11 protein-coding genes are annotated in these 14,204 nt (G+C 45.5%); 8 read left to right on the top strand and 3 right to left on the bottom strand.

Translation table 11 applies throughout. The annotated features are described in order from the left end of the window. Positions 1 to 10: 10 nt before the first annotated feature. From G7083_RS10815 to galM, 3 genes are read left to right on the top strand one after another with little or no spacing between them, the layout of a single operon-like run. Positions 11 to 1,072, top strand: coding sequence for a UDP-glucose--hexose-1-phosphate uridylyltransferase (locus G7083_RS10815; protein ID WP_166014777.1), 1,062 nt, complete (start codon positions 11 to 13; stop codon positions 1,070 to 1,072). A gap of 28 nt (positions 1,073 to 1,100) precedes the next feature. Then, positions 1,101 to 2,258 carry a galactokinase gene (gene galK / locus G7083_RS10820; RefSeq protein ID WP_166014778.1) on the top strand — a complete coding sequence of 386 codons (1,158 nt, stop codon included), beginning with the start codon at positions 1,101 to 1,103 and terminating at the stop codon, positions 2,256 to 2,258. Positions 2,259 to 2,277: 19 nt separating this feature from the next. Continuing rightward, the gene (gene galM / locus G7083_RS10825) at positions 2,278 to 3,342 is read left to right on the top strand and encodes a galactose-1-epimerase (protein WP_166015048.1); all 1,065 of its coding nucleotides are present in this window, start codon (positions 2,278 to 2,280) and stop codon (positions 3,340 to 3,342) included. A gap of 303 nt (positions 3,343 to 3,645) precedes the next feature. Here the strand turns inward: galM and G7083_RS10830 are convergent, their stop codons facing one another. From G7083_RS10830 to ugpC, 3 genes are all read right to left on the bottom strand, one after another. Continuing rightward, positions 3,646 to 4,659, bottom strand: a complete 1,014-nt coding sequence (locus tag G7083_RS10830; RefSeq protein ID WP_166014779.1) for a substrate-binding domain-containing protein — start codon at positions 4,657 to 4,659, stop codon at positions 3,646 to 3,648. A 159-nt stretch (positions 4,660 to 4,818) separates the two neighbouring features. Then, entirely contained in the window at positions 4,819 to 5,832 is a 1,014-nt protein-coding gene (locus tag G7083_RS10835) for a substrate-binding domain-containing protein (protein WP_166014780.1), read from the bottom strand. Between the two features lie 76 nt (positions 5,833 to 5,908). Next, on the bottom strand, positions 5,909 to 7,027 hold the full coding sequence (gene ugpC / locus G7083_RS10840) for a sn-glycerol-3-phosphate ABC transporter ATP-binding protein UgpC (RefSeq protein WP_166014781.1): 1,119 nt from the start codon (positions 7,025 to 7,027) through the stop codon (positions 5,909 to 5,911). Between the two features lie 274 nt (positions 7,028 to 7,301). Here ugpC and G7083_RS10845 point away from each other — a divergent pair, with 274 nt between their 5' ends. From G7083_RS10845 to G7083_RS10865, 5 genes are read left to right on the top strand one after another with little or no spacing between them, the layout of a single operon-like run. Beyond that, positions 7,302 to 8,540, top strand: coding sequence for an extracellular solute-binding protein (locus G7083_RS10845; protein ID WP_166014782.1), 1,239 nt, complete (start codon positions 7,302 to 7,304; stop codon positions 8,538 to 8,540). Between the two features lie 58 nt (positions 8,541 to 8,598). Next, positions 8,599 to 9,903, top strand: coding sequence for a sugar ABC transporter permease (locus tag G7083_RS10850; RefSeq protein ID WP_166014783.1), 1,305 nt, complete (start codon positions 8,599 to 8,601; stop codon positions 9,901 to 9,903). Positions 9,904 to 9,914: 11 nt separating this feature from the next. Beyond that, positions 9,915 to 10,757, top strand: coding sequence for a sugar ABC transporter permease (locus G7083_RS10855; protein ID WP_166014784.1), 843 nt, complete (start codon positions 9,915 to 9,917; stop codon positions 10,755 to 10,757). Positions 10,758 to 10,761: 4 nt separating this feature from the next. Continuing rightward, entirely contained in the window at positions 10,762 to 11,988 is a 1,227-nt protein-coding gene (locus G7083_RS10860; protein WP_166014785.1) for a glycosyl hydrolase 53 family protein, read from the top strand. A gap of 24 nt (positions 11,989 to 12,012) precedes the next feature. Beyond that, on the top strand, positions 12,013 to 14,076 hold the full coding sequence (locus G7083_RS10865) for a beta-galactosidase (RefSeq protein WP_166014786.1): 2,064 nt from the start codon (positions 12,013 to 12,015) through the stop codon (positions 14,074 to 14,076). The last annotated feature ends 128 nt before the right edge of the window (positions 14,077 to 14,204 follow it).

A 14,204-nucleotide genomic window follows, 5' to 3' on the forward strand; every position in this document is an offset into this window, starting at 1 on the left:
GTAATTAAAGATGTCGAATAGTAAATTTAATCCGGTCGATCACCCTCATCGTCGCTATAACCCATTAACGGGCCAGTGGATTTTAGTTTCTCCGCACCGTGCCAAACGGCCATGGAGTGGGGCCGATGAAAAGCCAGCGCTGGCTGAGTTACCAAGCTATGATCAACAGTGTTTTTTATGCCCAACCAATACGCGGATCTCGGGGGATGTTAACCCGGATTATTCTGGCACCTACGTTTTCAATAACGATTTTGCCGCGTTAATGGTCGATTCACCGGATGCTCCGGCAAGCGATAATCCGCTGTTCCAAATGCAAGGGGTACGTGGGTTAAGTCGAGTCATCTGTTTTTCGCCGGATCACAGCCAAACGTTGCCTGAGCTACCGGTTGAAAAAATTCGTGGGGTGATTGATACCTGGAATGAACAAATTGAACTGCTCGGTAAAGAGTATGTTTGGGTTCAAGCGTTTGAGAACAAAGGTGAAACCATGGGTTGTTCACAACCGCATCCCCATGGACAAATTTGGGCAAACAGTTTCTTGCCCAATGAGATTGAGCGTAAAGATCAGCATTTAACCGCTTATTTTCAACAACATGGTCGCAATTTGCTGGTCGACTATGTGCAAGCTGAGTTGGCCGATGGGGCACGTATTGTGGTGGAAACGGAACATTGGGTGGCGCTGGTGCCTTATTGGGCGGCCTGGCCTTTTGAAACCATGTTGTTACCCAAGAAGCACATTCGGCGTATGAGTGAACTGTCTGATCTTGAGCGGGATGATTTAGCGATCGCCATCAAAAAATTGACCAGCCGCTACGATAATTTATTCCAGTGCTCTTTCCCTTATTCGATGGGTTGGCACTATGCGCCCTTTTTTGAACAAGGCACCAATATTGACCATTGGCAATTACATGCGTTGTTTTATCCACCGCTATTACGCAGTGCTAGCGTGCGCAAGTTTATGGTTGGCTATGAAATGCTGGCCGAGAGCCAACGTGATTTGACCGCGGAACAAGCGGCGCAGCGCCTACGTGAACTCAGTGACGTGCATTACAAAGAACAAACCAATTATTAAAACGAATTGATAAGATTAGGAATTGAACATGTCTGATTTAATCCAAAATGTGCAAACATCTTTTGAGCAAGAGTTCGGCTATGCGCCAAGCCACATTGTTCAGGCTCCGGGGCGTGTTAATTTAATTGGTGAACACACCGATTATAATGATGGCTTTGTTTTACCTTGTGCGATTAATTATCAAACGGTGGTGGCAGCCACTAAGCGTGACGATCATCTAGTGCGAGTCATCTCCGTGGATTATGGGAATGCCTTAGATGAATTTGATCTTACTCAAGAGATCACTTTTCAAGCCAACAAAATGTGGGCGAACTATATTCGCGGGGTGGTGAAGTGCTTACTTGCCCGTGGTTACGCCTTGTCTGGGGTTGATTTGTGCGTGAGTGGAAATGTGCCGCAAGGGGCGGGATTAAGTTCTTCAGCGGCGCTGGAAGTGGTGATCGGACAAACCTTTAAAGAGCTGTTTAATTTAGCGATCAGCCAAGCGGAGATCGCGTTAAACGGTCAGCAAGCCGAGAATGAATTTGTCGGCTGTAATTGCGGAATTATGGATCAGATGATTTCAGCACAAGCGCGTGCTAATCATGCCATGTTGCTAGACTGCCGTAGCTTAGAAACGCAAGCGGTGCCAATGCCAGAAGAGATGGCGGTAGTGATCATCAACTCCAATAAAAAGCGTGGGTTGGTGGATAGTGAATACAACACTCGTCGACAGCAGTGTGAAGCCGCCGCGGGTATTTTTGGGGTTAAAGCACTCAGAGATGTCAGCCTTGAGCAATTTGTGGCTCAAGAAGCTCAATTAGAAGCCACAGTGGCGAAACGTGCTCGACATGTGATTACTGAGAATCTTCGAACCTTAGAAGCGGCGAGAGCGCTCGGCGAGAATGATCTGCGCCGAATGGGTGAGCTGATGGCTGAATCTCACGCATCGATGCGCGATGATTTTGAAATCACCGTGCCAGAAATTGATATTTTGGTTGAGATGGTCAAGCAAGTCATCGGTGAACAAGGTGGTGTGCGTATGACCGGTGGTGGTTTTGGTGGCTGTGTGGTGGCTTTAGTGCCTAGAACGCTGGTGGATAAAGTTACCGCGACGGTTGAGGCTAATTATCAACAGGCAACAGGGTTGAGCGCAGCAATTTATGTTTGCCAATCTACCCAAGGTGCCGGCTTGGTTGTGAATTAATTGATGCTGAGGATGGGCAATAATGTCAAACTTTGAACAAGTGACCTTAGCGATGGGCCAAACCCCATCGTTTGATGGGCAGCCAGCTAAATTTGTTCATTTAACGAATGCTCAAGGCATGAGCGTAGTGTTGATGGATATTGGGGCGACGTGGTTAAGCTGCACATTGCCAGTCAATGGTTCTGAGCGCGAAGTGTTGCTGCGTTCTCCCAATATGGAAGAGCACCTCAAGCAAGGTGCTTATTTTGGTGCGATTGTTGGTCGCTTTGCCAACCGGATTGCTAAAGGGCAGTTCGAAATTGATGGCGAGCGTTATCAACTGGCGATCAATAATGGGGAAAATGCTCTGCACGGTGGTTTGCAAGGGTTTGATAAACGGCGCTGGCAGATCGTTGATCAAAGCACACAACAGGTGAGGTTTACCTTGTACTCAGCCGATGGCGACCAAGGTTATCCGGGTAATCTCGGCGTGCAAGTGACCTATACACTGAGTGATGACAATCAATTTCTGATCGCTTATCAAGCTAAGACCGATAAAGCGTCACCGCTGAATTTAACCAATCACGCTTACTTTAACTTAGCGGGAGAAGGCGCAGTGGACAATGCGCTTACCCATAAGTTACAAATCCATGCTTCCCACTATTTGCCTACCGATAACGGATTGATCCCAACCGGAGAGTTAAAGTCGGTGATGGGTACCAGCTTTGATTTTAACCATGCCAAATTGATTGGTGAGGAGCTACTTAGCGATCAAGATCAGCAGATCGCCCAAGGTTATGATCACTGTTTGGTGTTTAGCGATCTGGTGACCGATGGCATACAAGCGGCCGCGGTCTTGACTGCTCCTGCTGGGGATGTGCAGATGACGGTGAAAACCACCAAACCTGCGATGCAGTTTTATTCAGGCAATTTTTTAGCCGGTACGCCTGGGCGTTCGAAAACCTATGCCGCTTATGATGGCGTGGCGTTAGAAACCCAGTATTTTCCTGACGGGCCGAATCAGCGCCAGTGGAATAGGCAGGCAGCAATACTCAAAGCGGGTGAGCGCTACCAGCATCAAACCTGTTATCAGTTTGTATTTTAATCAATTTGTCCATAACTCGCTTGACACGGATTATACCCAAACAACTTCAAGTAGGACGGGTATCTGTTGAGTCAGTGGTTTTTCCTCTAGGCTTAGGTGTGCAGTAAGCGGATCTTGCTACGAGCAGGCTCCGTGCTGGGTTATACAGTGACTTGGGGGAGTGATTGTATAAATTCTCATCTAATGCCTATGAGGTTTTTTTATGGCGAATGTTGTCACTCTCCAGTTTGCTAACCAGCGATCCGCCAACGTGATTTTTAGGTTGGCTTGACGCTAACAATACTCGCCACACACTTTAATCTTTTAACGCGGATCACTAACAGTGGTCACAGAATCTCGCTTGACCATAGTCGGTGAGTAGCGTTTTGGGCTCTCATCGATCAGCGTTTCATCTTTAGATAACTGCAAAGCCAGCAAGGCGGCTTTTTCTGCCATCATCTGGATCGGGTAGCGGATAGTGGTTAAGCGAGGCTTAACATAACGCGCGATTAAGCCATCATCAAAACCAATAATTGACATTTGCTCCGGGGTTTCAATGCCATTTTCGGCCAGCACTGACAACGCGCCAGCGGCCATATAATCGTTATAAGCGACCACTGCGCTCATCTCAATCGCTTTGGTGAGCAAGTTGGTCATCGCTGATTCGCCGCCATCACTATTGGGGTCGCCATATTCAATATAAGAGTCGGGTAGTTGAATATTGTGTGCCGTTAATGCGGCACGATAACCAGCGATCCGCTCATCGGCATCGGCAATCGGGTGGCTAGAGGCAATACAGGCAATATGCTGATGCCCTTGGCGGATCAGAAATTCTGTCGCCAAATAAGCGCCCTTATGGTTATCGAGTGAGATACAGCGTTCAGCTAACTGCGGGATATGGCGGTTGATGATCACCATGCCTTTAGTCGCTTTAGAAAAATCAATTAACTCTTGATCAGATAACGCTTTGGAGTGGATCACCAAGGCATCGCAGCGGTTGTTGATCAGTAGCTCAATCGCTCGGCGCTCATCTTCGGCGCTATGATAACCATTGCCGACCAGTAAATGTTTACCATGTTGATGAGCAATCGTATCCACCGCTTTAACCAGAGTGCCAAAAAAAGGATCGGAGACATCCGCCACCAACACGCCCATGGTATGAGTACTTTGACTGACTAATGCTCGCGCAGCAGCATTGGGTCGATAGCCTAATTCGTGCATGGCTTTATTGACCGAGTCAATGGCGCTTTTACTGGCTTTCGGTGATTGATTAATCACGCGTGATACCGTTGCAACAGAAACGCCCGCCGCCTTAGCGACATCCTTAATAGTAGCCATACAAATTCAACCTTTATCAATGCATAAGGTGAATTAAACACTTTTCAACTACCCATAGCAATCTTTGCCTCACGGCAGAGCGACAGGTCGGATTGGTGAGCGAGGCTAAACCGTGTGTGAGATTACCCTTGGTTGTGTGCGGGCTGATAACGTTTTCAGTTAGCGGGTGGAGCTAGAGTGCGCAATCACCGATGCACGACGGATCATGGTCGGTACAAAAATACGGATCGGATCAGTGATCGGTTGGCTTGTGGCGAGTAAAAAAGCCAAATGCACCGCTTTTTCGGCCATCATTTGAATGGGATAACGCATGGTGGTCAGTTTTGGACTCAGATATTTAGCGATAATCCCATCATCAAATCCGATCAAAGAGATGTCGCGCGGAACTTGAATACCGTTTTCATCGAGGATGGATAACGCTCCAGCGGCCATATAATCGTTGTAGGTAGCAATCGCAGTTAATTGCAGATCTTTGGACAGCAGGTGAGTCATGGCTTCTTCACCGCCTAATTCGGTGGGGGCACCATACTCAATATAAGCGGGATTGACCTTAATATTGTAAGCTTGCAGGGCCGATAAATAGCCATTTTTGCGCTGTTCGGTATCTTCTATCTCGTGATTAGAACAGACATAACCAATCTGAGTATGGCCCATTTTGATCAAATGCTCGGTCGCTAAATACGAACCACGAAAGTTATCCAGCGCAATACAGCGCTCGGCAATTTCAGGAATATAACGGTTGATCAAAACCATGGTTGGTTTTTCCTCTGCAAAGCGGATTAATTCTTGGTTACTGAGCGCTTTACTATGGATAACCAGTGACTCACAGCGGCTATTGATCAGCAGCTCAATCACTTCCCGTTCAAAATCCGCATTATGGTAACCATTCCCGATCAGCAGATGTTTGCCATTTTGAATCGCAATTGAATCAATCGCTTTGACCATGCTGCCGTAAAAAGGATCGGAAACATCGCCGATCAGTACGCCAATGGTATTGGTGGTTTGGCTTACTAATGCCCGAGCATTGGCATTGGGGCGATAACCCAGTTTCAGCATGGCTTGTTGTACCACGGATTTGGTTGCCGCGCTGGCGTGGGAAGAGTTGTTCATTACTCGGGAAACGGTGGCCACAGAGACACCCGCTTCTCTTGCCACATCCTTAATCGTAGCCATAAATATCTCACATTAATCAGTCAATAAAATCAGCACTGGAATGTCGCCTCTGCTGAGTGAGCAGAGGCAAAACGGATCAGGCACTACGTGCCAAGGTGACAGTGGCGGGTTGGATGCGGATATTTTCGCCTGCCGCATTAAATAAATGCAGCGCATCAAAATCAGTATACAGCGCCATTTTGGTATACGGTTTGATGAAAAAATCACCCGGATTTAAGAATTTAAAATCATCAACGCCGAGGCTTTGGCCGAAGATATAAGTGCTGCTGCCTAAACGTTCAACCACTTCTGAGTGGAAGGTTAGGCTCAAGTCACCGGCATCTTTATTGAGGTGTTCTGGTCTTATCCCAACCGTGATTTGCTCTCCTTTATTCATCGGTTGCGTCACAATCGGCAAAGTTGTTACGTTGGTTTGATTGCCCAAAATAACGCTTAAACTGTCGGCTGACCAACGGTCGACGATTGCGTTAATAAAGTTCATTTTGGGTGAACCAATAAAACCGGCCACAAACTTATTGGCTGGGTGATAGTAGAGATCCATCGGGCTACCGACTTGTTCCACACAGCCTTGACGCAGAACCACGATTTTATCGGCCAATGTCATTGCTTCGACTTGATCATGAGTCACGTAAACCATGGTTGACTGTAAATCTTGATGCAGCTTTGCGATGTGTAGGCGCATTTCAACGCGTAATTCGGCATCTAAGTTGGACAATGGTTCGTCGAATAAAAACACATCTGGATTGCGCACAATCGCTCGGCCAATCGCGACCCGTTGCCGTTGACCACCGGATAATTGTGCAGGCTTGCGATCCAGCAAGCTGTCTAATTGTAACGCTTTGGCCACGTTTAACACTTTATGCTCAATGGTCGCTGGTGGAGTTTTATTCACTTTCAGTGCATAGCCCATGTTTTGTCCCACCGTCATATGTGGATATAACGCATAGGATTGGAAAACCATGGCAACACCACGTTGCGAAGGTTGCACATCATTGACGATGCGATCTTTGATGGCAATGGTTCCTTCCGAGATCTCTTCAAGCCCCGCGATCATGCGCAGCAGGGTGGATTTACCACAGCCTGATGGACCCACAAAAACAACAAACTCACCATTATCTATGGAAAGGTTTACATTGCTAATGGTTTGCACATCACCAAATCGCTTGATTACATTCGATAGTTTTATAGAGGCCATAGGGCTTATCCTTCATGATTCTTTGATTTAAGTTATTGATTAATATTTTAATTGTCGGCCGATTACCTAGGCAGTTTGCCGTTGTTTTAGCGATTATAAAACGTAGTGTAAACGTACTCCATTTTTTGGGCTTTTTTTGTGTTAACTGTCACGGTTGTGAGCAAAAATCATAGTCAAGGTAAAGGGAAGCGCCTATTTTAAACCGGGTAATCGTTTTACCTACGCAACAGAGAACAACATCAAAGCTGTACCTACACATTAACTAGGAGACGTTATGAAAAGACGTACATTAACCAAAGCAATCCATGCTGCTCTTATCGCTAGCTGTACTTTTTCTTCACTCAATGCCCTTGCTGCAGGCAAGTTGCTGATTTGGGAAGATATTCAAAAATCAGCGGGTAATGCCGAGGCTACCAAAGCGTTTGAGCAACAATATGATGTGAAAATTACCGTGCAAGAATTGCCTTATGGCGGGCAAGTCGAATCACTGCGTATGGATGGTCCTGCTGGAACCGGTCCCGACGTGATTAACCTACCGCATGACCAAATTGGCAGTGCGGTAGTACAAGGCTTATTGACGCCACTGACCGTGGATAAAGCAATTTTGGATACGTTTACAGAATCAGCCGTTGATGCACTGACTTATCAAGGCCAACTGTATGGTTTACCGAAAGCCGTCGAAACTTTGGTGATGATCTATAACAAAGATTTAATGCCAGAGCTGCCTAAAACCATGGAAGAGATCTACCAAGCTTCTCAACAAGCTCGAGCGCAAGGCAATTATGGTTTGCTCGCCAAATGGGATGAAATTTATTACACCTATGGCATCTTAAAAGCGATGGGCGGTGATGTATTTGCCAAAAATCCGGATGGTAGCTACGACGCAAAAACCATTTTGCTGAATACTGACGGTGCGGTCAAAGGTGGTGAATATGTACAAAAATTCTTTAAAGAAGGGGTGTTCCCAAGTGGGATTGTGGGTGATTCTGGTTTGAATGCGATTGACTCGCTATTTACCAGCAAAAAAGCCGCGATTGTACAAACCGGTCCATGGTCATTCCAGCCTTATAAAGATGCCGGCATTAATTATGGTGTCGCGCCTTTGCCTCTATTACCGAATGGAGAGCATATGGGATCATTTATGGGCGTAAAAAGCTACAGCATTTCAACTTACTCAAAAAATAAAGATTTGGCGCAAAAGTATATTGAATTCATCAATAATTATGAGAATTCCAAGCAGCGCTTTGAGTTAACCGGTGAAGTGCCTGCGGTGAGAGCATTAATCGATGATCCAATCATTAAAAATAATGAAGGTGCACGCGCGGTTGCTATGCAAGCGGAATTTGCAACCCCGATGCCATCTATCCCAGAAATGAATGAAGTCTGGGGACCAGCAAATAGCGCGTTACAGCTGATCGCAACGGGCAAACAAGCGCCAAAACAAGCATTAGATAGTGCAGTGGAAGCGATTAAGATGCAAATCGAAGCTAACCACGCAATGATGGGATTGTAAGTTTTTTAGCCAGCCCGTATTCGGGCTGGCATTTGTCGTTGTGTTCAGGATGTGAATTATGTCTATTTTATCTTCAGATATATCACCAAGTGATATCCAATATAAAACTCAGCACCGAGTTATAGCGTTATGGTTATCGATCATTCCAGGGTTAGGGCAGCTTTATAATCGACAGTTTGCTAAATCCGCCATGTTTTTTGTTTTTTTATTGAGTTTTTATGGCGTATTTTATGACTTTTTAAAAGAGGGCTACTGGGGTTTATTTACTTTGGGTGAATCATTACCTGAAGATAATTCCGTGTTCTTGCTAGCGGAAGGTATCATCTCACTTATTGTGTCGGTGTTTGGTATTGGCGTTTATAGTTTATCACTATACGATGCTTATACTAACGGTAAACTGCGTGATCAAGGTCGAGAGTTACACTCTATTCGTCGTCAATATCGGACCATCATCGAATCGGGTTTCCCTTATTTAATGGTAACTCCGGCATTTATTTTGTTGGTGTTTGTGGTGGTTTTCCCGATCGTATTTGGTTTTGCGATTGGTTTTACTAACTATAATTTATATAACTCACCCCCAGCCAAACTGGTCGATTGGGTCGGTTTGAAGAACTTTATTAATATTTTTCAAATTAATTTATGGCGTAATACATTTTTTGATGTATTACAGTGGACGGTGATCTGGACCTTACTGGCGACCACATTACAGTGTACGGTCGGGGTGCTGCTAGCGATTTTAGTCAATCAGAAAGATCTAAAATTTAAACCATTAATTAGAACCATCTTTATTTTACCTTGGGCCGTTCCTGGCTTTGTGACGATCCTTATTTTTACCGGAATGTTTAATGAAACGTTTGGCGTGATCAATAATGTCATATTAGATTTCTTTGGTATTGACCCTAAACCTTGGCTCACAGACCCATTTTGGACCAAGACGGCATTAATCCTGATCCAAACTTGGCTAGGTTTTCCATTTGTATTTGCTATGACCACTGGGGTGTTACAAGCGATCCCGAATGATCTGTATGAAGCGGCGACTATTGATGGCGCAAGTAAATTTCAGCAAATGAAGACCATTACCATTCCATTGGTGCTGTTCTCGATTGCGCCGATTTTGATCACTCAATACACCTTTAACTTTAATAATTTTAATATTATCTATTTGTTTAATAATGGTGGGCCAGCGGTGATCGGCAGTAATGCTGGCGGTACTGATATCTTAGTGTCTTGGATTTACAAGTTAACGATGTCTTCATCACAATATTCTATTGCGGCCGCCATAACCTTGTTACTCTCAATCTTTGTGGTAGGTATTGCACTATGGCAATTCCGCATGACCAATTCATTTAAAGATACCAATTAGAGGCGCTGAAAATGAGTATTAAAAGAAGTAATGCTATCAGGCTAACGCTCAGTTATATACTAATTGCTATTGTTAGTATCATTATTATCTATCCATTGTTATGGACGGTCGGTGCCTCATTCTATCCTGGTAATAGTATTATGGGTGATTCGATTTTTCCGGATAACCCAACCTGGAGTCATTATTTAACTTTGTTTGAAAACAATAAAGTCTCTTACTTAACTTGGTATTGGAATAGTTTGAAAATTAGTGTGATGACCATGGTATTAACACTAATTAGCGTCTGTTGTACCGGTTATGCTTTCTCTCGTTTTCGTTTTAAGGGACGTAATAATAGCTTGATCTTATTTCTATTATTACAGATGGTGCCGCAATTCTCAGCTTTGATCGCGATTTTTGTATTAGCGCAAATGCTCGGATTGATTAATAGCCATATTGCACTGGTCTTGGTATATGTCGGTGGAATGATCCCGATGAATACCTATTTAATGAAAGGTTATTTAGATGCGATCCCTAAAGATCTCGATGAATCAGCCCGCATGGATGGTGCAGGTAATTTCCGGATTTTTATTGAAATCATCATGCCTATTTCAAAACCGATTATCGCAGTAGTTGCTCTGTTTTCATTCACCGGCCCATTGGGCGACTTTATTCTGGCTACCACGATTTTACGTACGCCAGAAAATTACACACTGCCGATTGGTTTATATAACTTGGTTGTCGAAAAAATGGGCGCGAGTTACACCACCTACGCGGCTGGTGCAGTATTAATCTCTATTCCAGTAGCAATACTTTATCTATCACTACAAAAGTATTTTGTTTCTGGTTTAACCGCAGGTAGTACAAAAGGATAAAAAAATGAATGTAACCTACAAAATGACATTAGCTGCCGTCCTGAGTAGTTCACTATTAATCGCTGGATGCCAGTCTGGTAAAGTAGAATCAGACACCAATAGTTCATCCTCGGTGATTATTCCGGCTCAGGTTGCCAATAATTTTATTAAAGGCATGGATGTGTCGATGATCCCTGAAGTCGAAGCATTAGGCGGAAAATATTATCAAGATCATCAGCAGCAAGATCCGATTGCGATCATGCAAGCACATGGCATTAACTATTTGAGAATGCGAGTGTGGGTGAATCCACAAAGTGAATCAGGCGTTGCCTATGGTGGTGGCAATTCTACATTGCAACGGGCCATTGCCATGGGTAAGCGTGCCCATGAGCACGGCATGAAATATTTGCTCGATATTCATTACAGTGATTTCTGGACCGATCCCGGTAAACAGGTCAAACCAAAAGGGTGGGAAACACTCAACTTTGATCAGTTGGTTGCTGAAGTAGGTAGCTACACCGCCGAGGTGATGCAAGCACACCGTGATGCAGGAGTGATGCCTGAGATGGTGCAAGTGGGCAATGAACTCAATAGTGGCATGCTGTGGCCGGAAGGTAAAAGTTGGGGTGGCGATGGCGGTGAGTTTGATCGCTTAGCTGAGCTTCTAAAAGCTGGCATCAAAGCGGTGAAAGCGGCATATAAAGAAGATGAACAGGTGGAAATCATGTTGCATCTCGCCAAAGCTGGGGACAATGGTGCATTCCGTTGGTGGTTTGATGAAATCACTCAGCGTAACGTCGAGTTCGACATTATTGGTATGTCTTATTACCCATTCTGGCACGGTCCAATGCAGCAGGTAAAAGAGAACATTGCTGATGTGATTGCCCGTTATGGCAAACCGGTGGTGATTGCTGAAACCTCTTACGCTTATACCACTGCCAATGGCGATAGTTTAGAAAATGCTTATACCGGTGCTGAGCCAGCAGAAGGCTATCCGGTGAGTGTGGTTGGCCAAGCTCAGTTTTTGAAAGATATGATGGAATTAGTTAATGCCGCACCAGAGGGTAAAGGCATTGGCATTTTCTATTGGGAACCAGCGTGGTTACCGGTAGAGCATGCTACTTGGGCTACTCAAGCCGGTATGGAATACACCAATGACATTTGGCAAGAAGGGAACTCTTGGGATAACCAAGCTCTGTTTGACTTTGAAGGCAATGTGCTTCCTTCAATGAATGTGTTCAAAAAACAGTAAAGCATGACGTTAGGAGTTGTCGTTATGGGAAATTTTGCACCTATTTTGCCTAAAGTTGGCCAACTACTGCATGGGGCGGATTATAACCCTGAGCAGTGGTTGGATCGTCCTGATATTCTGGAAAAAGATATCGAATTGATGCGCCAGACCCAGTGTAATGTGATGTCGGTTGGGATCTTTAGCTGGGCGAGCTTAGAGCCACAAGAAGGCGTGTTTGATTTTGCTTGGCTTGATGATGTACTCGATCGTCTAGCGCGTAACCACATTCATGTGTTGCTGGCTACCCCAAGTGGCGCACGTCCTGCCTGGTTATCGCAGCGCTATCCTAGCGTGCTGCGAGTTAATGCTGCGCGAGTAAAACAATTGCATGGCGGGCGTCATAATCACTGCTATACCTCGCCGCAATATCGCGAAAAAGTACGAATTATCAATACCCAATTAGCCGAGCGTTATTCCAGCCACCCAGCGGTGATTGGTTGGCATATCTCCAATGAATATGGTGGCGATTGCCACTGTGCGGATTGCCAGAACGCTTTTCGTGAATGGTTGCAACAGCGCTACACCAGCTTAGATGAGCTGAATCAGAAATGGTGGAGTAAGTTTTGGAGCCACACCTATCAAAATTGGGATCAGTTAGAGTCGCCATCACCGATTGGGGAAAGTGCGGTTCACGGGCAAAATTTGGACTGGAAACGCTTTGTCACCGAGCAAGTGACCGATTTCTGTTTACAAGAAATTAAACCCCTTAAGGCAGTGAATCCACACTTACCGGTCACGGCAAATCTGATGGAATACTTTTACGACTACGACTATTGGAAGTTGAGTAAAGTGATTGATATTGCATCCTGGGATAGCTATCCGCTATGGCATAAGGGAGAGGATGATGTAGCGTTAGCCTGCTATACCGCTATGTATCACGACTTGATGAGAACCTTGAAGCAGCAACCGTTCTTATTGATGGAATCCACCCCAAGTCAAACGAACTGGCAGCCGATCACTAAGTTGAAAAAGCCGGGTATGCATCTGCTCTCTTCAATTCAGGCGGTGGCGCACGGTTCGGATTCGGTACAATATTTTCAGTGGCGTAAAAGCCGTGGATCATCGGAAAAATTCCACGGCGCTGTGGTTGATCATGTCGGTCATGTGGATACGCGCGTTGGCAAAGAGGTGGCCCAAGTTGGCGCATGGCTTGCGCAGCACTCGTCATTAGCCGGCAGTCGCACTGCAGCACAAGTGGCAATTATCTTTGATTGGGAAAGTCGCTGGGCGATGGATGATGCGCAAGGCCCTCGTAACCAAGGGCTCAATTATGAGCACACCGTGAACCAACATTACCGTGGTTTTTGGGAGCAGGGTATTAACTGTGACATTATCGAACAGTTGAGCGATTTTTCACCTTATAAAGTGATTGTCGCTCCCATGCTGTATTTGATTAAACCCGGTGTCGCGGAGCGCTTGGAGCAGTTTGTGCAACAAGGTGGAGTGTTAGTGGCTACTTATTGGAGCGGGATTGTTGATCAGCACGATCTGTGCTTCTTGGGCGGTTTCCCAGGTGGTGAAAATAGCCCGCTGCGGCGAACGCTTGGGATCTGGGCAGAAGAGATCGATTCTTTATACGATGAAGAGCGAGTCGCTGTGGTCGCGGATGACTCGACAGAGTTTGGTTTGCACGGCACTTATCAAGCTCATCACCTATGTGAGCGGATCCACTTGGAAACGGCTCAGGCACTAGCCAGTTACGGCAGTGACTTTTTTGCTGCTACGCCGGCGGTGACTCAGCATCAGTATGGTTCGGGTTGTGCGTACTATATCGCCTCAAGAAATGATCTACGTTTCCACCAGGATTTCTACCGAGCTATTGCTCAGCGTCACCAAATCACTCCTTGCTTGAATGTGGATTTACCATCCGGAGTCTCGATCACTGAGCGGCATAACCAGCTAGGTCGATATCTGTTTGTGATGAATTTCAATCCGTATCCGGTTGAGGTGAATTTGCACGCTGAGGCATTGATAAACATGGCGTCAGGTAGCAAGGTGGATGGTGTGTTATCGCTAGCTGCGTATGGTGTTTGTGTATTGCAGCGCTAGACATATCGCTTTTATTAACATCTGGCCGACTCAGCAATGAGTCGGCTTTTTTATTGGCTGAGCATGGGCTTATGCCGTGATGATTTTGTGATCAATTTAGCAGAACCATCATCTTCTCAATTATTGGT

It is taken from the genome of Vibrio sp. HDW18 (genome assembly GCF_011306175.1).
Classification (GTDB): domain Bacteria; phylum Pseudomonadota; class Gammaproteobacteria; order Enterobacterales; family Vibrionaceae; genus Vibrio; species Vibrio chanodichtyis.

What these genes read in the sequence shown, in the direction of transcription:
- G7083_RS10855 (WP_166014784.1), top strand. Translation starts at nt 9,915, where the DNA reads ATGAGTATTAAAAGAAGTAATGCTATCAGGCTAACGCTCAGTTATATA.
- galK (WP_166014778.1), top strand. Translation starts at nt 1,101, where the DNA reads ATGTCTGATTTAATCCAAAATGTGCAAACATCTTTTGAGCAAGAGTTC.
- G7083_RS10830 (WP_166014779.1), bottom strand. Translation starts at nt 4,659, where the DNA reads ATGGCTACTATTAAGGATGTCGCTAAGGCGGCGGGCGTTTCTGTTGCA.
- G7083_RS10845 (WP_166014782.1), top strand. Translation starts at nt 7,302, where the DNA reads ATGAAAAGACGTACATTAACCAAAGCAATCCATGCTGCTCTTATCGCT.
- G7083_RS10865 (WP_166014786.1), top strand. Translation starts at nt 12,013, where the DNA reads ATGGGAAATTTTGCACCTATTTTGCCTAAAGTTGGCCAACTACTGCAT.
- G7083_RS10850 (WP_166014783.1), top strand. Translation starts at nt 8,599, where the DNA reads ATGTCTATTTTATCTTCAGATATATCACCAAGTGATATCCAATATAAA.
- G7083_RS10835 (WP_166014780.1), bottom strand. Translation starts at nt 5,832, where the DNA reads ATGGCTACGATTAAGGATGTGGCAAGAGAAGCGGGTGTCTCTGTGGCC.
- G7083_RS10815 (WP_166014777.1), top strand. Translation starts at nt 11, where the DNA reads ATGTCGAATAGTAAATTTAATCCGGTCGATCACCCTCATCGTCGCTAT.
- ugpC (WP_166014781.1), bottom strand. Translation starts at nt 7,027, where the DNA reads ATGGCCTCTATAAAACTATCGAATGTAATCAAGCGATTTGGTGATGTG.
- G7083_RS10860 (WP_166014785.1), top strand. Translation starts at nt 10,762, where the DNA reads ATGAATGTAACCTACAAAATGACATTAGCTGCCGTCCTGAGTAGTTCA.